Origin of the sequence: Thetidibacter halocola (assembly GCF_018224955.1) — a bacterium.
In the GTDB taxonomy this organism is placed as follows: domain Bacteria; phylum Pseudomonadota; class Alphaproteobacteria; order Rhodobacterales; family Rhodobacteraceae; genus Thetidibacter; species Thetidibacter halocola.
Map to the genome: position 1 here is coordinate 1 of NZ_JAGTUU010000001.1, position 18,830 is coordinate 18,830.

Genomic DNA, 18,830 nt, shown 5'->3' on the forward strand with positions numbered 1-18,830 from the left:
CGTCAGGTTCTTCACACCGCTGTCGACGATCGCCTGGATCAGAAGTTCCGGAATGCCGCAAAGACCGAAGCCACCAGACGCGATCAGCATGCCGTCATGCAGCACACCCTCCAGCGCCTCGGCCGCACTGCCGTAGACCTTTTTCATGCCGCTTGTCCTTCCTCGTTTTCGCCCGGCATCCGCAGCCCGAGGATCTGCCGCGCCTCCTGCCATGTGGCCACCGGGCGGCCGTTTCGGTTGCAGATGTCGACCGCGCGGCGCACAAGCGCGGCATTGGACGGCGCCAGCCGGTCGCGGTCGAGCCGCACGTTGTCCTCGAGCCCGGTGCGGGCATGACCGCCCGCGGCAATGGCCCATTCGTTCAGCTTCAGCTGGTTCGATCCGATGCCAGCAGCGCACCACGGTGCGTCCTCACCGAACAGCCGGCGTACGGTGTGGATGTAGTAATCGAACACGTCGCGATCGACGGGCATGGCGTTCTTCACACCCATCACGAACTGCACGTATGGCGTGCCCGCAAGCTGCCCCTTGTCGGCCATCTCTTTGGCTTTCAGGATATGGCTCAGGTCAAAGGCCTCGATCTCGGGCTTGACGTCGTATTTCAGCATTTCGGCCGCCAGCCAGTCGACCAGATCTGGCGGGTTCTCGTAGACGCGGGTCGGAAAGTTGTTGGACCCCACCGACAGCGACGCCATGTCAGGCCGCAAGGACAGCATCCCGCCGCGCGTGTGGCCTGCCCCCGAGCGACCGCCGGTCGAGAACTGGATGATCATGCCGGGGCAATGCTGCTCCAGCCCTTCCTTGAGGCGGGCGAATTTCTCGGGGTCCGAGGACGGGGTCTCATCGTCGTTGCGCACATGGGCATGGACGATGGTCGCCCCTGCCTCGAAGGCCTCGTGGGTCGATTCCACCTGTTCCGAAACGGTAATCGGCACCGCGGGATTGTTGGCCTTGGTCGGCAGGCTGCCGGTGATGGCCACGCAGATCATGCAAGGGTTTGTCATCTGGGTCTTTCGCTGTCTGGCTGAGGCGCGATGCGCCGGTCATGGCCTCGGTTCAGGAGTGCGACACCGCGCCGGGACGCTCGGCTGTCCTGTCAGGCCGGGTGAGCGCCGCCCGATCCTCGTCGGTGAAGAACATCCAGGCTGAGTCAGCCGTGGTGTGTTTCGTGCAGCCCGGGCAGGGCTTGTCGGCGTTCTTGCACATGGGTCCTCCTCCCTTGCGGTCGTCTCAGGCCGCCCTTGCGGCGGGTTGCGGCATCTTCCCGAGAGCCTCGACGAAGAATGGGCGGAACCCCTCGGGGTGCTCGCTCATCGGGAAGTGGCCGAGTTCTTCCATCACAGCCAGCGTCGCGCCGGGAATGGCAGCGGCGGTCCGGCGGGCGTCCTCGGGCGTGCAGGTCAGGTCATAGGCGCCGACGAGTATGTGCACAGGCGTCTTCCGCGTGTCGATGGTCGGGAGACGCGCGATCAGGCTGTCGTCCTTCGTGTAGAAGCTGAGGTCACCCCGGAACACGCCCGGCCCGCTCTGCATGAACATCCACAGCGTGTTCCAGCGCTCGGCTTCGGGCGCGAAGGGAGAGATGTTGGCCGAAACCAGTGCCGCGCCCATCTCGCCGCCATGGGCATCGGGGCGGTGGAACCAGTCGATGTCATACCAGGCGGGTTGGAAATCCGACGCCTCGATGGCGATGAAGCCGCTGAACTTGTGGCCGTGCAGCGCCGCCAGTTGCAGCGCGATACGGCCACCCATGGAACAGCCCGCCAGGATAGGCCGATCGAGGCCGAGTCCGTCGATCACGGCAAGGACCGTCTCGATGTAGGCCTCGGTGGTCAGCAGGTATTCCTGCGTCTCGAAGCCTTCGGGCGGCAGGGACTTGCCGTGCCAAGGCATGTCGAAAGCGATCAGGCGGTTCGACGCGGTGATTCCAGCGTCGTTCATCAGGTGGCGCCACTGGCGGGTGTCGGCGCCCGCCGTATGCAGGCAGAGGACCGGGCGGCCCTGGCCGGCTTCCTCGAAATAGATGCGGCGGGGGGCACCGCCGACTGTCACGGTCAGATACCGGCCGGTGATGGGTTCGATGGTCATGCGGCTTGCTCCTCTTTCGCGCGGGCAAGGGTAAGCACTTCCTTGAAGAAGCGCAGGGTCTTGACGAGGCTCAGGATGTCGCCGTCGATCCGACCGCGCCCGATCTTCACAAGCCCGAAGATGTCGTGGAAACCCGGCGCGGGCCGCGCCTGCCAGAACTGCGCCAGCGCCTCGGCATCCGTGCGCAGGGCGAAACGCCAGGGCGTCTTGCGGCTGGGCCCTTCGGTGACCGAGACGATGCGCCCCTTCTCGAAGGTCAGGTAGTATTCGGCGCCGCCGACCTCGATCAGCACCGTCTCGGAAAACAGCCGGCCAAGGCGTTGTAGGTGCGGTGTCGCGTCGAGTTGCGATTGGATTGTCCTGAAGGTGTCGATCACCTGCGCCTCGCTTTCGTTCCTGTGGATGCAAGGGTGGTGCCATGACAGGGCAGGGCGGGGCCATGCCGGGGCGGGTATGGGGCGATACCCGGCGCCACATGCCCGCGACGGCCCTGCATCCGTCATGGTATCATCCGATACCGGCGCAGGCATTGGGCCGGGGCGCGGTTTCGGCCAAGCCTGATGGCAGACGGGGGCCTGACGCCTCCCGCCAACGGACCAAAGACCGCCAGGAGGAGGAAAACCCATGGGCATCGTCAATCAGGACAACATCACCGACGTGGTGATCGACAGCCTCGGCAAGCACGGTGAAATCACCGACCGCGAGCGCGAGATCGCCACATCGTTGATCAGGCACCTACACGGCTTCATCAAGGACGTGAAGCTGCAGCACAGCGAATTCCTCGCCGCGTGCGACTACCTCGCCCGCGCCGGCAAGCTCTGCAATGACAACCGCCAGGAGTTCATCCTGCTGGGCGACATCCTGGGTGTCGAGGTGCTGGTCGACATGATGACCAACCCGGTCGAGGGCAACGAGAGCGAGTCCACCGTGCTCGGCCCGTTCTACCGCGAGAACCCGCCGGTCCTGCCCAAGGGCGCCTCGACCATCCAGAAGCACTATGACAACGAGGAAACCGCCTATTTCGAGGGTTACATCAAGGATGAAAACGGCCGCGGCATCGCTGGGGTGACTCTGGACGTCTGGGAAGACGCGCCGAACGGCATCTACGAGAACCTCGACCCCGACCAGCCGGAATACAACCTGCGCGGCCGGTTCGAGACCGACGAGAACGGCCATTACGCATTTGTCGCCGTCCGTCCCGTGCCATATCCGATCCCCGATGACGAGACCGCCGGAGAGCTGCTGCGCTTCATGGGCCATCATCCGAACCGCCCCGGCCACATGCACTTCATCATCTCGAAAGAGGGCTACCGTCCGCTGATCAGCCAGATCTACGACGCCGACAGCGCGTGGTTGGACGAGGACAGCGTGTTCGCCGTCAAGGAAAGCCTGATCGGCAAGTTCAAGCCCGCGGCGCCGGAGCTGGGCACCGACCTGCACTTCACCTTCGACTTCGTGCTGAAGACCGCTGCCGACGCCAAGGCGCTTGCCGCCGAGTGACACCGAGACCTCCCTGTGACTGGCCCCCGCATGTCGGGGGCCTTTCTTCGTTCCGGGAGATCACCTAACGTTTCACGAGGGAAGAGGGCCGGGCATGAATTTCAGACAGCTGACCTATTTCATCGCAGTCGCCGAGGAACTGCATTTCGGCAGGGCTGCCGAACGGCTGGACATGGCGCAGCCGCCGCTCAGTCGCCAGATCAAGCAGCTGGAAGAGGAACTGGGCGCCATCCTGTTCAACCGCGGCCGCAGCGCCATCACCCTGACCCAGGCGGGCGAGCGGCTGCTGGAGCGCGGCAAGTCGATCATGGCCCAGATGGAGGATACGCGACTCGAGGTGCGCCGCCTGGGGCAGGGGGCCGAGGGGCGGCTGCGGATCGGATTTGTCGGCTCGGCCACGTTCGGCATCCTGCCCAACATTATCAAGTCCTACCGCGCGAACTACCCGGAGGTCAGCCTCAGCCTGATCCCGATGAACAATGCGCAGCTGCACCGGTCGCTGGTATCGCGCGAGCTGGACGTGGTCTTTGCGCGGCCCGCGCTGAAGGATCCCGAATTCCTGACCAAGGAACTGCTCGAGGAAAAGCTGATCCTCGCGCTGCCGGATATCGTCGATACCGGGGGCCGCAGCGTGGCCAGGCTGGAGCGCCTGATGACGCACAACCTGATCCTCTACCCGGAATACCCGCGCCCCAGCTACGCCGATTTCGTGCTGAAGGCGGTGGAGGATGCCGGGTTCGAGGCGCCACTGCGCATCTGGTGCATGGACCTGCAAACGGCGCTGGGTCTGGTCGCGGTGGGCGAGGGCGTCTGCATCGTTCCCGAATCCGTCGCCAACGCGCCGCGCAAGGGCATGAAGTTCCTGCGCATCGAACCCGAGATCGCGCGCACCGCGCTTTCGTTGAATTATCGGCTGGACGAGCAGGGCGTGCACGTCCAGAACTTTGTCCGCCTCGCGCAGAAGGTGGCGCGCAAGATCCTTTAGCTTGCCGTCACGCCGCCGGGATCAGGAACCCGCCGAAAAAGGCGGCAAGCGCCGGGCCGCCGCCCTCCAGCGGCAGCACGGTGGCCACATGCTGGTCCGGCCGGACCACGACCACGCAGCCGCGCGCGCGGTCGACGCCGCGCAGGGCATGGATGTTCCGGTCCGCGTGCTGGTCGGCGCAAAAGACCTTTTCGTGATCGATCAGCCCGTGCCGTCCCTTGCGCGGTCTCAGCAGGTCGGCCAGGGCGGCAGTGTCCAGGTCGTGGTGATGGCCGGGATAGATCGCGCGCAGGTCGATCACGTCGTCGGGGTCGGCGCCCCCGGGCGTGAAGCGCCGTAGCGGCGAGGCCGGATCGTCGGCAAGGAAGGCGAAGAGGGTATTCGCCTCGTCCTGTGCCTCTGTTCCCACGAAGACGAAAACGCGCCAGCGCCCGTCGGCCTGCACGACGTGGCCCAGATGCATCGGCTTGCCGTCATGGAACCGGATCACCGGCGCCGAATGCAGCCGCGTGCCCATCTGGAACCCGGTCGCCAGCGCCTGGTGTGCGCCATCCCCGGTCAGGACCGAGGGCGCATAGCGCACCGCGACACCGGCCGTGTAGCGCCCGTGTTCGATGAAGTACTTCTGGAATGTCGGCGTGTCCTTCCCCCTGGCGCCGTCCGAGCGTTCGGACATGATCCGCGCCCATTCCCGGTCGAAATCGATCAGGTCCTGCGCCACGCCCTGCCGCTCGGCCGAGTAGCTGTGCAACAGCGACGGCTCGGCCTGCCCACGCAGCACATGCGCCAGTTTCCAGCCGAGGTTGAACGTGTCGCCCATCGAGACGTTCATCCCCTGGCCGGCCTTGGGGCTGTGGGTATGGCAGGCGTCACCTGCGATGAAGACGCGGGGCAATTGGTGATCCTCGGACCCGGCGGGCACGTCATCGAACTTGTCACATAGCCGCTGGCCGATCTCGTAGACCGACCACCAGGCGACCTCCTTCACCTCGAAGGAATACGGCCGCAGGATGCGTCCTGCCGCCGCGATCAGGTCGTCCACGGTGATCTTGCGGTCGGCCACGCGCTCATCCGCGGCCAGCTTGTCCATCTCGATGTAAAGGCGCACGAGGTAGCCGCCCTCGCGCGGGATCACCAGGATCGTGCCCTGGTCGGCGGAGCGGATGAGCGACTTGAACCGTATGTCGGGGAAATCGGTGACGCAGAGCACGTCCATCACGCCCCAGGCATGGTTCGCGGCCTCGCCGCTCAGGCTGCGGCCAATCGCCTTGCGCACCGCGCTTCGCGCCCCGTCGCAGCCGACGACATGGCGGGCGCGCACGGTCTCGGTCCCGTGCGGGCCGTCGAAGGTAACGGTGACGGGGTGATCCCCCGCCGCCTCGTCGATGTGGAGCGCGTTCATCTCGCGACCATAGTCCGGCACCAGCCGCGACGGCGAATTGCGCATCACCTCGAGATACATGTCATGCACCCGCGCCTGGTTGAGGATGACATGGGGCATCTCGCTGAGCCCGTCCTCGACATCCCGGACGCGCCCGTTGCGCATGATCCCGCCATGCCCGTCCGGTTTCCAGAAGGTGTCCTCGTTCACCCAATAAGCCTCTCGCATGACGCGATGCGCGAAACCGAAGGCCTGGAACATCTCCATCGAGCGGCAGGACACGCCGTCGGCCTGGCCCTTTTCCATCGGGCCATCCTTGCGCTCGACGATCCGGGTCGAGATCTCGGGAAACTGCGACAGCTGCGCGGCCAGCGTCAGCCCGGCGGGGCCGGCGCCGACGATCAGCACGTCCACCTTGTCCGGCAGCCCCCCGCGCCGTGCCTCGACGCCGGGGGCGGGCTCGGCAATGTCGGGATCGCCGGGGCGGAACCCGTTCAGGTGAAACTGCATGGCATCCTCCCGGATTGTGTCAGACGCCCAGCCAGGTGTGCTGCGCCGTCTCGTCAGCCTTGATCGCTTCGGCGCTGCCTGTCCAGACGACCTGTCCCTTGCTGACGACCACCACGTCATCCGCAAGCGAGGTTGCAAAGCCGAAATTCTGCTCCACCAGGATCATCGACAGCCCTTCGGCCTTCAATTCCTGCAACTTGTCGTGGATCAGCTTGACGATGATCGGGGCCAGCCCCTCGGTCGGCTCATCCAGGATCAAGAGGCGCGGGTTCATCAGCAGGGCGCGGGCGATAGCCAGCATCTGCTGTTCGCCACCCGACAATTGCGTCCCGCCATTGTCCAGCCGTTCGCCGAGGCGCGGGAACAAGTCCAGCACCCGCTCCATCGTCCAGTCTGCGCCTTCGGCCCCGAACCGGCTGGCGGCGATTTCGAGGTTCTCTCGCACCGAGAGCGACGGAAAGATATCGCGCGTCTCGGGGACGTAGGCGATGCCGGTCCGGGCGACATCGAAGGGGCGCGCCGGGATCGGTTTGCCGTCAAAGGCGATCTGCCCGGATTTGACCGGCAGCAGACCCATGATGGTCTTGAGCGTCGTGGACTTGCCCGCGCCGTTGCGGCCGAGGATGGCCAGGACCCGGCCCTGTTTCGCCTCAAGTGTCAGGCCATGCAGGACCTGCGTCTCGCCGTAGCCGGACTGCACTGCGTTGAGTTCAAGCATCTTCCCAACTCCCCAGGTAAATGTCCTTCAGCAGTTTCGACCCGCGCGCTTCTTCCGGCAGGCCGTCGAACACCACCTCGCCGTAGTTCAGCACGGTGATCGTGTCGGCCACGTCGAATGCAAGGTCCATGTCGTGCTCGATGATGAGCAGCGTCAGGTCGCGCGGCAGGCCGTTGAGCAGGTCGTGGAACCCTTTGGCCATCTCCGGGCCGACGCCGCTGGTGGGTTCGTCCATCAGCAGGACGAGCGGCCGTGTCGCCAGCGCGACGCCCACCTCCAGCTGGCGACGCACGCCATAGCTGATCTCCGACACTTTCGCGTGCAGGAAGGGCATCAGACGGACCTGTTCGGCCACCTCGGCGACGATCTCGCGCACCTCGGGCTTGGCCAGGCTGTCGGACCACAGTCGCGTGGCGTGGCCGGTGTGAACCGCCGCCGCGAGGCCAAGGTTCTCCTCCACCGTCAGCCCGTCGAACAGCGTGTTCTTCTGGTAGCTGCGCGACAGGCCGCGCCGGGCGCGTTTGGCCACGGGTAGGGCGGTCACGTCCTCGCCCGCCAGGTGGACCGAGCCGCTGTTTGGCGTCAGTTCCCCCACCAGCAGGTTGAACAGCGTCGTCTTGCCGGCCCCGTTCGGGCCCAGGATCACGCGGCGCTCGCCGCGCTCCAGTTTCAGCAACACATTTCGGGTGACGTGGACGGCGCCGAAGCTCTTGTCCAGATTGCGTGTCTCAAGCATCGCTCACCACCTCCCCGGGTTGCTGCTTGCGCGTGGCGTCGGCCACGCGGCGGTCTATCCGCGCACCCCAGCGGGCCTCGACCCAGCCGAAGATCCCGTTGGCGCGGCTCATCACGACGGCGATCAGGATCACGCCGACGACAAGATGCCAGTAGGGGGTGACGGCGCTGAGTTCGTGTTTCAGCACCACGAAGGCGGCGGCACCGACCAGCGGACCGACCAACGTGCCGAGCCCGCCAAGGATCACCACCACCAGCGCCTCGCCCGACACGGTCCAGCCCAGCAGGCCGGGCGAGACGAACATGATGTGCTGCGCCGCCAGTGCCCCCGCCAATCCGGCAATCATGCCCGACAGGCCGAACACGTCCGCCTTGACACGCCAGACGGTCAGGCCCAAGGCGCGCATCCGCTGTTCGTTGTGCATGATGCCCGAAAGCGATCGGCCTAGGCCCGACCGCAGGATCAGCACCGTCGCTCCATAGGCCGCGCCCAGCGCGAACAGGCAGAACAGTGCAAAGCTGCGGCTGTCGGTCAGGTCGAGGCCGATCATGGTCAGGTCCAGCCGGGCGATCCCTCCGAGGCCGTCATCGCCGCCAAAGACCGGCGCCTCGAAGACCCAGGAATAGGCCATCTGCCCAAAGGCGAGCGTCGCCATGATGAAGTAGATGCCGTGGCTGCGGGCGCAGACCGCGCCGATCACCCAGGCCGCGGCGCCGGTGATGGCGACCGACCCGGCCATGGCGACGGGCGGCGCGATCCCGGCCTTGGTGGTCAGCATCGCGTAGGCATAGGCGCCCACGCCCATCAGCGCGCCGTGGCACAGCGAGACCATGCCGCCGAAACCCGCGACCATGTCGAGCGCCAGCACCAGCATGGCGAGGATCAGGATCTCGGTCAGGATCTCCAGGCCGAAATATTCGGCGGTGAAGGCCTGGAACAGGGCCGCTGCGGCCAGCAGCACGAGGACGCCATAGCGCAAGGGGGTATGTCGGAACATCGGCTTATCCTTTCGCCGGGAACAGGCCGACGGGCTTGATCACCAGGACCGCCGCCAGCAGGGCATAGATGAGGACAGAGGCGAGTTGCGGGGCCAGCACCGCGCCAAAGGTCTGCACGAAGCCGAAGATCAGCGACCCGGCGACCGCGCCCTTGAGCGAGCCCAGCCCGCCGATCACGATCACGATCAGCGTCGGGATCAGGATCTGCAGGCCCATGTCCGGCGTGACGCTCAGCAGCGGCGCGGCCACGGCCCCAGCCAGTCCTGCCAACGCACAGCCGACGCAGAAGACCACGAAGAACAGCCGTTCAACGTTGATCCCGAGGCAGGCGGCCATCGCGTCGTTGTCGACGCCCGCGCGGATCATCGCGCCGATCTGCGTGCGGCCCAGCACAAAGGCCAGTGCCGCGATGATGGCCAGGCCCAGTGCGATGATGAACAGCCGGTAGGTGGGGTATTCGACGCCGAGGAAGCTCAGGCGTCCGTCCAGCAGCGCGGGCACCTCGATTGCCAGCGCCAGGTCGCCCCAGAAGATGCGGGTCAGGTCCAGCATGGCAAAGATCAGCCCGAAGGTGACCAGAACCTGCGCCATCGGCCCGGACTTGCGCATCCGCCGGATGAGCCCCGAGTAAAGCAGGATGCCTACCCCCGCCACCGCGACCGGCGCCAGGAAGAAACCCATCCAGAACCCGCCCACCGCCGCCAGAGAGGCGGCGACATAAGCGCCCAGCGCGTAAAGCGAGCCATGCGCGAGGTTCACGAAATGCATCAGCCCGAAGATCACGGTCAGGCCGATGGACAGCAGGAAAAGCAGCATGGACAGTTGCAGCGCGTTCAGTGCCTGCAGCGTCCAGAAGCCAAGATCGTTCGCCATGATTGGCCCTCCTCCAGGGGTTGCCCGGCCGCTCCTCCGCGGCCGGGTCTGAGGCGTCAGTTGGAAACCGGCGCCATCTCGCAGCCGTTCACGGGGTCGCGCTCGGCGGGCAGTTGGGCCAGGACCTTCTGGGTCAGGCCGCCCTCGCCGGCGATGGTCTCGTAGACGTAGATCGGCTGGATCAAGTTGTTCGTGGCCGGGTCGATGGACAGCGGGCCGCGCGGACCGTCGAAGCTGACCTGACGCAGGGCGTTGGCGAGGCTTTCGCGGTCGGTCGCACCGGCCTTGACGGCCTCGACCAGCGCACGGGCCGAGTCGTACCCCTGCACCGCGTATTCCGACGGCACGCGGCCGGTCGCGGCGGTGAACGCCTCGGCAAAGGCCTTGTTCGCGTCGTTCTCGATGGTCGGCACGTAGTGCAGCGCGGTGATCACGCCCTCGGCCGCCGGACCTTCGGCGTTGACGTAGAGGGCCGAGGTCAGGAAGCCCGAACCATAGAGCGGCAGGTCTGCCTTGAGGCCAAAGCTGTCATACTGCTTGACGAAGGAGATCGCCTCGCCCCCGGCGTAGAACACGAACACAGCATCCGCGCCGCTGGCCTTGGCCTGCGCCAGGTAGGGGCCGAAATCCTGCGTCTTCTGGAAGGGAGTGAACTCCTGCCCCACGATCTCGCCGCCGGCGGCGGTGAAGGTCTGGGCGAAGCCGTCGATCATCTGCCGGCCCGCGGCATAGTCGGGCGCTAGCGTGTAGACCTTCTTGATGCCCTGCTCGGCCATCCAGGTGCCCATCGGGCGGTTGACCTGCCCGTTCGAGAAGGACATGCGCGTGATGTAGGGCGAGCACTGGATGCCCGTGGCCTCATCGTTGCCGGCGTTGGCCACGATCAGCGGCACGCCCGCGCCGTGCACCATGTCACGCACCGCGCCCAGGACGCCCGAGCTGACGATGCCCGCCATGACGTCGACCTTGTCCTGCAGGATCAGCTTCTTGGCCTTGCCCAGTGCCACGGGCGGCTTCACCTCGGTGTCCTCGCGGACGATCTCGAAGGTCGCTCCGGTCTCGGCCCCAAAGGTCTCGAGGCCCAGGGCGAAGCCTGCGTCGATGTCGTTGCCCAGCGCTGCGTAGACGCCGGAATAGGGCAGCAGCAGGCCGACCTTGATGTCCTCGGCCGTGGCAGGCATGGCGAGGCTGGTGGCGAGCCCGAGGGCCGCCAGGATTGCGCGTTTCATTGTGGATCTCCTCCGGTTGGTTACACGGCCCCTCCCCGGGGCCTATCCAAGATCGCCCCCACCGACCGGCACGGTGACGCCGGTGATGTAGGAGGCATCGTCCGACGCCAGGAACAGGATCGGGCCTGCCTGCTCGTCGACCGTTCCGTATCGTTTCATCAGCGAGGACTGGATCGTCTGGTCGACGATGGTCTTGTACCAGTCCTCGCGCTGTTCCTCGGCCGCGTTCGGGTTGCGCGGCACGACGCGCGGCGGCGCCTCTGTCCCACCTGGTGCGGTGGCGACGACGCGGATGCCGCGTTCGGCCACTTCCCAGGCGAGGCTGGCGGTGATCGCGTTCACCCCGCCCTTGGCCGCCGCATAGGGCACGCGGTTCAGCCCACGCGTGGCGATGGACGAGACGTTGACGATCACGCCGCTATTGCGGGGCAGCATGTGGTCGATGGCCGCGCGGCAGCAGTAGAGCGTCGGGAAAAGGGAACGGCGCACCTCGGCGTCGATCTGCTTTGGCTCGTAGAACTCGTAGGGTTTGGCCCAGATCGTGCCGCCGACATTGTTGATCAGGATGTCGATGCGGCCCCAGAGGTCCATCGCCTTCTGCATGGCTTTCTCGCAGCCCGTCCAGGTCTCGAGGTTGACGTTGACCGCTTGGGCCTCGCCGCCCGCCCCACGGATCGCCTTGACGACGTCCGAGCGGGCAGGGGACCGATCCACGATCAGCACCTTGGCACCCTCGGCGGCGGCGCGTTCCGCGACGCGGCGGCCGATGCCCTGGGCCGCGCCGGTCACGACCATGACCTTGTCGGCGAAGCGGCGGGTCATGCGGCGGCCTTCTCTTCGGTCGGGTTGAACTTCTCGAAGTAGAAGTTGGCCGGTTCCACGCCCAGCTTGCCGAAATGCGCACGCACGGCGTCGACCATCGGGGGCGGGCCGCAGAGGTAGACGTCGCAATCGCCGCCCACCAGGTCCTCGGCCGTCACGTGATCGGTGACGAAGCCCTTGCGGTCATGCGCGTCCTCGGCGGCGGCGAGGATGGTGATGACGGTCACATCCCCGATCCGGTCAGCGAGCGCCTTCACCCGGTCCAACTCCACCAGGTCGGCGGCGCGGGTCACGGCGTAATAGAGCGTGATGGGATGATCGCAACCCTGCTCGGCCACCTGTTCCAGCATCGACAGGAACGGGGCAAGCCCGGTGCCGCCCGCGAGCCAGACCTGCGCCCGCTCGATGGGCCGCAGGTAGAAGGCGCCCATCGGGCCGGTCACGGTAACGGAATCGCCAGGCTGGGCGCGGTCCGCCAGGTAGCTGCTCATCACGCCGCCGGGCAGGTTGCGGATGAGGAAGGTGGCCTCGTCCGCGCCGGGGGCGGAGGAAAAGGAATAGGAGCGGTGACGCCCGGTGCCGGGGACAGTGACGTTCACATACTGGCCGGGCAGGAAACCGACGGGCTTGGCCAGCTTCACCCGCAGGCCGAAGGACGTCTCGGACAGGCGCTCGACGCCAAGGACCTCGCCCTCGACCGCCTCGGGGGCGGTCTTGCACACGGCGGACGAGGCCGAAACCCGCACGACGCAGTCGCTTTCGGGGATCATCTGGCAGGTGAGCGCGTAGCCCTGTTCGGCCTCCTCGTCGCTCATCGACTCGTCCATGTAGAATTCCAGCTCGTACTCGCCCTTCTCGACGAAGCACTTGCAGGTGCCACAGACGCCGTCGCGGCAATCCATCGGCAGGTTGATCTTCTGGCGGAAGGCGGCGTCGGTCACCTTCTCGTCGTCGCCGCACTGGATCAGACGGGTCACGCCGTCCTCGAAATTCAGGGCGATGGTGTAGTTCGTCATGGCATGCTCCTCCCTTGGCCGCGCACCGGGCAATCGGTGCGCGGAGGTTCGTTCCAGTCCGGAAAGGACGGGGTCAGATGTGGTAGACGTCGATCACGTGGTGGATGCGGTCGTTCTTGAGGACGACCTTCTTGTCGGTGATCAGCGGCCGGCCACTGGCTGTGTCGATCGTGTAGAACGATGTGCCCCAGTGCTGGTCGGTGTCGCCGTAGCGGTAGCTCAGCGTGTGCCAGTTGAAGCGCAGCGTGATCTTCGTGCCCTCGCGCCCCGTCACCTCGATGTTAGACAGGTTGTGGTTGGTGCGCGGCTCGGGCAGCGAGGTTGCCGACGAGCGGTCGGTCTTGATCCGGAACACGCGGTCCTCGATGCCCTGCTTGTTGGGGTAATACATCAGGGACATCTCGTTGGCCGGGTCCTCGGTCAGCTTGTCCTCGTCATCCCAGGTCGGCATCCAGAACGGGCAGTCCTTGTGGTAGAAGGTCAGCCAGGTGTCCCAGTCGCGGTCATCCAGCGCGCGGGCCTCGGCATAGAGAAAGGCCTGGATCTGGTCGAAGGACAGGGTCGTGGCGGCGGGGCGTTCCAGCGTTGCGGTGGTCATGGTCTCTCCTCCTCACTCGGCCGCGACTTGGGTCGCGGGTGCGGTTGCGCGTTCCTTGGCGATGGCGTCCGCCATGCGCTCCGACCAGTTGGTGTGCTGGATGACGAACAGGCCCTCGTCCTCGGTGCGGGCGCCGGACAGGATCGGGTTGATCCCCAGTGCCTTTGCGTCCTCGTCCGGGCCTTCGATCCACTGGGTCGCACCGCGCGTCAGGTCGTTCCACTTGGCATGGGCCGCGCCGGCATAGCCGCGCTGGGTCGCCCGGAATTCCTCGGTGTCGTCCGGCGTCGCCATGCCGGAGGCGTTGAAGAAATCCTCGTACTGGCGGATGCGGCGGGTGCGGGCCTCCTGGCTCTCGCCCTTGGGGGCGATGCAGTAGATCGTCACCTCGGTCTGGTCGACGCTGATCGGGCGGAAGACGCGGATCTGGCTGGAAAACTGGTCCATCAGGAAGACGTTGGGATAGAGGCAGAGGTTGCGCAGCACGCCCACCATCCAGTCGGCCTTCGTCTTGCCGTACTGCTCGGTCCACTCGTCCTTGCGCGGGTAGTTCGGGCGGTTGGTCGGGTCGGCCCATTCGGTCCACAGCAGGATGTGGCCGTTGTCGTAGGCGTGGAAGCCGCCGCGCTGCTTGGCCCACTTGGAGGCGTCGGTCGCCTTGATGTTGTCTTCCTTGCCGTCGTCGGTGCGGTGCGCGGTGGTGGCGACGTAGTTCCAGTGCACGGCCGAGACGTGATAGCCGTCGGCGCCGTTCTCAGCCTGCAGCTTCCAGTTGCCGTCATAGGTGTAGGTGGAGGAGCCACGCAGCACCTCGAGCCCCTGGTCGGCCTGGTCGACGATCATGTCGATCATCTTGCGCGCCTCGCCCAGGTACTCTTCCAGCGGTTTCACGTCGGCGTTGAGCGAGCCGAACAGGAAACCGCGATAGTTCTCGAACTGCGCGACCTTCGTCAGGTCGTGGCTGCCGTCCTGGTTGAACTGCTCGGGGTATCCCGCGCCCTTGGGGTCCTTCACCTTCAGCAGCTTGCCGGTGTTGGAGAAGGTCCAGCCGTGGAACGGACAAGTAAAGGTCTTCTGGTTGCGCTTCTTGAACCGGCACAGCATCGCGCCACGGTGCGAACAGGCGTTGACCAGCGCGTGCAGTTCGCCGTCCTTGTCGCGGGTGATGACCACCGGAGTCCGGCCCATGTGCAGGGTGAAGTAATCGCCCGGCTCGGGGATCTGGCTTTCATGCGCCATGTAGATCCAGTTGCCCTCGAAGATGTGCTTCATCTCCAGATCGAACAGGTCCTCGTCGGTGAAGATGTCGCGCCGCGCGCGGAAGATGCCGTTCGCCGGGTCCTCCTGGACAGCGCCACCGATGCGGGACTCGACGGCATCGAGATGGGATTGGGTAAGCATGGTATGTCCTCCTCCTTTGTATAGCGGGGTCACTCACCCGCGACGGCTTTGACGGTCCGTCCGCCATCGCGGCGGTAGAAATCGATCTTGTCGGGGTCGAGCGTCGCGCCGATGCCGGGTCCTTGCGGGATCTCGACGCAGAAATCGCGGTAGACGATGGGCTCGGCCAGGATGTCGGCGGTCAGCAACAGCGGGCCGAACAACTCGGTACCCCAGCGCAGCGTCTCGACCGTTGCAAAGAGATGCAGCGCGGCGGCGGTGCCGAGGCCCGTCTCGAGCATCGTTCCCGCATACAGTCCCAGTCCCGAGGACTGGCCGATCGCGATCACCTCGGAGGCGCGCTTCAATCCGCCCGACTGCGCCACCTTGACGGCGAACACGTCGGCGGCTCTCGCACTGGCCACCTCCAGCGCATCCTCGGGACCGTTCAGCGACTCGTCCGCCATCACCGCGATCTCGTAGCCCTGCGCCAACTCGGCCATGGCGCGGCGTTGGCGCGCCGGAACCGGCTGTTCGACCAGTTCGCAGCCCGCGTCCTGAAGCCCCTTCAGGCCCCAGCGCGCGTCCTGCAGCGACCACGCGGTGTTTACATCGACGCGCACGCTGGCGGCGTCGCCCACGGCGCGCTTGATCCGCGCCACATGCGCCACGTCCTCGGCCACGGCACGCTTGCCGATCTTCAGCTTGAAGATGTTGTGCCGGCGGGTCTCGATCATCTCCAGCGCCTCGGCGATGTCGGTATCCGAGTTGCCCGAGGCCAGCGTCCAGGCGACCGGCAGCCGGTCATGCACCGCGCCGCCGAAAAGCTGCGACACCGGCACGCCCAGACGCTTGGCCAAACCGTCCCACAGCGCGATTTCCACCGCCGCCCTGGCGATGCGGTTGCCCTTGACCAGCTTGTCCATCAGCTGGATCGCGCCGTTCACGTCGTCTGCGTCGCGGCCCGTCACGGCGGGGGCGATGTAGGTGTCGATGGCCGAGCGGATGCTCTCGGGGCTTTCGGGGCCATAGCTGAGACCGCCGATCGTCGTGCCTTCGCCGATCCCTTCGGACCCGTCCGAGAAGCGGACCCTGACCAGAACGGCGGCCTGCACCCGCATCGTGGCCATGGACAGCACATGTCCCCGGATGGTCGGGATATCGAGGATCACGGTCTCGATCTGGTCGATCTTGGTCACTGGGCTCACCACGTCAGCATGTTTCGTCGAGGTGGAGATTGCCTGCGCCAACCGGTTTCTGTCGATGATGGGGCGGGTCTTGGGTGATACCCTTGGGCGACATGACGGGTGCTTGTCCGGTCGCCTGGCCCGCCGCCAGAAGCGCGCCCCGACCTTGAAAACCGTGTTCGACGATTTGACCGCTCGGGCGGGTATTCGCGGTATACAGCCGGGACGCATGTGTTTATGAGGCGGGGCTTGTCTCTGTTCACCCGCAGGGGCGGCACGCGCAGACGCGCCTCATCCATCCAGACCGAGTCCGACCATGTTACAATGCCTTTCCGATGCGCTGACCCAACGCGGCTATGACAGCCTGACCGCCGTGCAGGAGGCCGTCACCCGTGCGGACCTGCAAGACGCGGACCTGCTGGTTTCGGCACAGACTGGGTCGGGCAAGACCGTGGGCTTTGGCCTCGCCATCGCCCCGACCCTGTTCGACGCCGACGGCACGCTGGGCGTGGCGCAGGCGCCTCTGGCGCTGGTCGTCGCGCCGACGCGCGAACTGGCCTTGCAGGTGAAACGCGAGCTTGGCTGGCTGTACGCCAAGGCCGACGCGCGGGTCACGACCTGCATCGGCGGGATGGACATGCGCGACGAACGCCGCGCGCTGGAGCGGGGCGCGCATATCGTCGTGGGCACCCCAGGCCGCCTTCGCGACCACATCCAGCGCGGCTCGCTCGACATGGGCAGCCTGCGCGCCATCGTGCTGGACGAGGCGGACGAGATGCTCGACCTCGGCTTTCGCGAAGACCTGGAATTCATGCTGGCCGAGGCGCCGCAGGAGCGGCGGACGCTGATGTTCTCGGCCACGGTGCCGACGGCCATCGCCCGGCTGGCCGAAAAGTATCAGCGCGACGCCGTGCGCGTGACGACACTGGGCAGCGAAAGCCAGCATTCGGACATCGCGTACCAGGTGCTGCGCGTGGCCGAGCAGGATTCCGAGAATGCCATCATCAACCTGCTGCGCTATCACGATGCGGAAAACGCCATCGTCTTCGCCAATACCCGCGCGATGGTGAACCGGCTGACCGCAAGGCTGACCAACCGGGGCTTCTCTGTCGTGGCGCTGTCGGGCGAACTCAGCCAGAACGAACGTACGCATGCCTTGCAGGCGATGCGCGACGGGCGGGCGCGGGTCTGCGTCGCCACGGATGTTGCGGCGCGTGGCATCGACCTGCCCGGGCTCGAACTGGTGATCCATGCCGAACTGCCCTCCAGCGCCGAAGGGCTGCTGCACCGCTCCGGTCGGACGGGACGGGCCGGGCGCAAGGGCATTTCGGCGGTGATCGTGACGCCAAAGACCGCGCGCAAGGCCGAACGGCTTTTGTCCTTTGCCAAGATCGATGCCGATTGGATCGCGGCGCCTTCGGCCGACGAGATCCTGCGCATGGACGAGGAACGCCTGCTGGCCGACCCGGTCTGGAGCACCGAGCCCGAGCCGGAGCAGCAGGACTTCGCCGCCCGGCTGCTGGCCCTGCATGGCCCCGAGAAGATTGCCGTCGCCTACCTTGCACTGCACCGCGCGCAGCTGTGCGCGCCCGAGGACCTGGCCGATCCCGACACGCGCCCCGAGCGCCGAGAGCGTAAGCCCTTCGGCCCGAGCCGGTGGTTCGCGCTGTCCGTGGGGCGTGACGACCGGGCAGAGCCGCGCTGGCTGCTGCCGCTGCTGTGCCGGGCCGGCAATCTGGACAAGGACGCGATCGGCGCGATCCGCGTCCAGCAGTCGGAAAGCGTCGTGGAAATCGCCGAAGCGGCCGTGCCTGGCTTCCTCGCTGCGATCGGCGATGCGGGGCAGCTGGAAGAAGGGGTCACGGTCCGGCCCATGGAGGGCGCACCCGCCCCGGCGGCCGCGCCGCGAAAGGCCGGGCCCCGTCCTGACCGTCCCGAGCGCGCGCCCCGTCCGAAAAAGGACAGCCGCACCGACGAGCGTCCCGACGCGGCGCCGCACCCGGCCAGAACAGTCGAGCCGAAGCCCGCCGCCATACCGGAGGCGGCTGCGGCCCCCGAAACCAGGGCGACGCCCAAATCCGACGCGCCCAGGGCACCCGTTTCCGCTGCCGCGCCGGCCTCCGACCGGCCGAAGGCGCCCGCGAAAAAGGCGGCGCCGAAATCCGACCGCGCCAAGCCGTACAGCTCAAAGCCTGCCCCGGCATCCGAGCGGCCCAGATCGTTCGCCAAGAAGGTGGCGTCATCCGACGCGCCCAAGCCGCGCCAGCGTCCGCGAACCGAGGACGGTGCCCCGCGATCCGCCGCGCCCGGGCGCCCTTCGGAGCCCCGCCGCCCGGAGTCCAAGCCCCGCAGCGGTGCGCCGGACAAGCCGAGGAACAAGCCCTTTGGCAAGCCCCAGGGCAACCCGGCCGAGAAGGACAGACGCGGCGGCCCCGCGGGCGCCGCAACCCGCAAACCTGACGCCAAGCCGAAACCGCCACGCGCGAATGCCGCCGACACGTCGAAACGGTTTACGCCGCCAAAGGCGGCAGGCAAGCAGGGAACCCCGGGAAAGCCGAAGCCGCAAGGCGCCCGGCCCGGCGCATCCCCGCGCCGCAAGGGCCCCGGCGGCAACGAACCGCCCCGTCGCGGCTGACAGCAGCAAGATTGCCATCGGGCCGGTCATGACCCGGTGGCGACGTCCACGGCATGGCCCTTTCGGCGACGGCTTCGCGCTGTCGATTGCGCCGCGGGCGCGGCTCTGACGATCTAGCCGCCTCCTTTACAGGATCGTTGCGATCCCATCTTGGCGCGTTGCTGTCGTCGGGGG

The 18,830-nt window shown here is 66.7% G+C and carries 19 protein-coding genes; 3 read left to right on the forward strand and 16 right to left on the reverse strand.

Annotated elements, in window-relative coordinates; genetic code table 11:
• From KB874_RS00005 to KB874_RS00025, 5 genes are all read right to left on the reverse strand, one after another.
• On the reverse strand, nt 1-147 hold a 147-nt coding region (locus KB874_RS00005; protein ID WP_283053733.1), incomplete at its 3' end, for a CoA-transferase.
• Entirely contained in the window at nt 144-1,004 is an 861-nt protein-coding gene (locus tag KB874_RS00010; RefSeq protein ID WP_212534486.1) for a 3-oxoadipate:acetyl-CoA acetyltransferase, read from the reverse strand. The genes KB874_RS00005 and KB874_RS00010, both read right to left, overlap by 4 nt.
• 52 nt (nt 1,005-1,056) lie before the next feature.
• Nucleotides 1,057-1,206, reverse strand: coding sequence for a hypothetical protein (locus KB874_RS00015; RefSeq protein WP_212534487.1), 150 nt, complete (start codon nt 1,204-1,206; stop codon nt 1,057-1,059).
• 24 nt (nt 1,207-1,230) lie between these two features.
• Complete coding sequence (locus KB874_RS00020) at nt 1,231-2,088, reverse strand: alpha/beta fold hydrolase (RefSeq protein WP_212534488.1); 858 nt, start codon at nt 2,086-2,088, stop codon at nt 1,231-1,233.
• On the reverse strand, nt 2,085-2,465 hold the full coding sequence (locus KB874_RS00025) for a hypothetical protein (protein WP_212534489.1): 381 nt from the start codon (nt 2,463-2,465) through the stop codon (nt 2,085-2,087). Before KB874_RS00025 ends, KB874_RS00020 begins: the two co-directional genes overlap by 4 nt.
• Nucleotides 2,466-2,712: 247 nt before the next feature.
• Between KB874_RS00025 and KB874_RS00030 the strand changes: the two genes are divergently transcribed.
• Together KB874_RS00030 and KB874_RS00035 are read left to right on the forward strand one after the other, a co-directional pair.
• Nucleotides 2,713-3,588 carry a dioxygenase family protein gene (locus KB874_RS00030; protein ID WP_212534490.1) on the forward strand — a complete coding sequence of 292 codons (876 nt, stop codon included), beginning with the start codon at nt 2,713-2,715 and terminating at the stop codon, nt 3,586-3,588.
• Between the two features lie 94 nt (nt 3,589-3,682).
• Nucleotides 3,683-4,573 (forward strand): LysR family transcriptional regulator, encoded by an 891-nt coding sequence (locus tag KB874_RS00035; RefSeq protein WP_212534491.1) that lies wholly within the window; start codon nt 3,683-3,685, stop codon nt 4,571-4,573.
• 7 nt (nt 4,574-4,580) lie between these two features.
• On the opposite strand, the gene KB874_RS00040 is transcribed toward KB874_RS00035, so the two are convergent.
• From KB874_RS00040 to KB874_RS00090, 11 genes are all read right to left on the reverse strand, one after another.
• Nucleotides 4,581-6,464, reverse strand: coding sequence for an FAD-binding monooxygenase (locus KB874_RS00040; protein WP_212534492.1), 1,884 nt, complete (start codon nt 6,462-6,464; stop codon nt 4,581-4,583).
• 19 nt (nt 6,465-6,483) lie between these two features.
• Nucleotides 6,484-7,182 carry an ABC transporter ATP-binding protein gene (locus KB874_RS00045; RefSeq protein WP_212534493.1) on the reverse strand — a complete coding sequence of 233 codons (699 nt, stop codon included), beginning with the start codon at nt 7,180-7,182 and terminating at the stop codon, nt 6,484-6,486.
• Nucleotides 7,175-7,918 carry an ABC transporter ATP-binding protein gene (locus KB874_RS00050; protein ID WP_212534494.1) on the reverse strand — a complete coding sequence of 248 codons (744 nt, stop codon included), beginning with the start codon at nt 7,916-7,918 and terminating at the stop codon, nt 7,175-7,177. Before KB874_RS00050 ends, KB874_RS00045 begins: the two co-directional genes overlap by 8 nt.
• The gene (locus KB874_RS00055; protein ID WP_212534495.1) at nt 7,911-8,915 is read right to left on the reverse strand and encodes a branched-chain amino acid ABC transporter permease; all 1,005 of its coding nucleotides are present in this window, start codon (nt 8,913-8,915) and stop codon (nt 7,911-7,913) included. The genes KB874_RS00050 and KB874_RS00055 overlap by 8 nt, the downstream gene beginning before the upstream one ends.
• A 4-nt stretch (nt 8,916-8,919) precedes the next feature.
• Complete coding sequence (locus KB874_RS00060) at nt 8,920-9,789, reverse strand: branched-chain amino acid ABC transporter permease (RefSeq protein ID WP_212534496.1); 870 nt, start codon at nt 9,787-9,789, stop codon at nt 8,920-8,922.
• A 56-nt stretch (nt 9,790-9,845) separates the two neighbouring features.
• Complete coding sequence (locus tag KB874_RS00065) at nt 9,846-11,018, reverse strand: ABC transporter substrate-binding protein (protein ID WP_212534497.1); 1,173 nt, start codon at nt 11,016-11,018, stop codon at nt 9,846-9,848.
• Between the two features lie 42 nt (nt 11,019-11,060).
• A complete protein-coding gene (gene benD / locus KB874_RS00070; protein WP_212534498.1) occupies nt 11,061-11,840 on the reverse strand; it encodes a benzoate diol dehydrogenase BenD in 780 nt (259 codons plus the stop codon).
• Nucleotides 11,837-12,856 carry a benzoate 1,2-dioxygenase electron transfer component BenC gene (gene benC, locus KB874_RS00075; RefSeq protein WP_212534499.1) on the reverse strand — a complete coding sequence of 340 codons (1,020 nt, stop codon included), beginning with the start codon at nt 12,854-12,856 and terminating at the stop codon, nt 11,837-11,839. The genes benD and benC overlap by 4 nt, the downstream gene beginning before the upstream one ends.
• A gap of 73 nt (nt 12,857-12,929) precedes the next feature.
• Nucleotides 12,930-13,454: a benzoate 1,2-dioxygenase small subunit gene (gene benB / locus KB874_RS00080; RefSeq protein WP_212534500.1), complete on the reverse strand. Its 525-nt coding sequence runs from the start codon at nt 13,452-13,454 to the stop codon at nt 12,930-12,932.
• A 12-nt stretch (nt 13,455-13,466) separates the two neighbouring features.
• Nucleotides 13,467-14,855 (reverse strand): benzoate 1,2-dioxygenase large subunit, encoded by a 1,389-nt coding sequence (benA, locus tag KB874_RS00085; RefSeq protein WP_212534501.1) that lies wholly within the window; start codon nt 14,853-14,855, stop codon nt 13,467-13,469.
• 29 nt (nt 14,856-14,884) lie between these two features.
• Nucleotides 14,885-16,033: a muconate/chloromuconate family cycloisomerase gene (locus tag KB874_RS00090; protein ID WP_346346489.1), complete on the reverse strand. Its 1,149-nt coding sequence runs from the start codon at nt 16,031-16,033 to the stop codon at nt 14,885-14,887.
• Between the two features lie 304 nt (nt 16,034-16,337).
• Between KB874_RS00090 and KB874_RS00095 the strand changes: the two genes are divergently transcribed.
• Nucleotides 16,338-18,656: a DEAD/DEAH box helicase gene (locus KB874_RS00095; protein ID WP_212534502.1), complete on the forward strand. Its 2,319-nt coding sequence runs from the start codon at nt 16,338-16,340 to the stop codon at nt 18,654-18,656.
• Nucleotides 18,657-18,830: the final 174 nt, after the last annotated feature.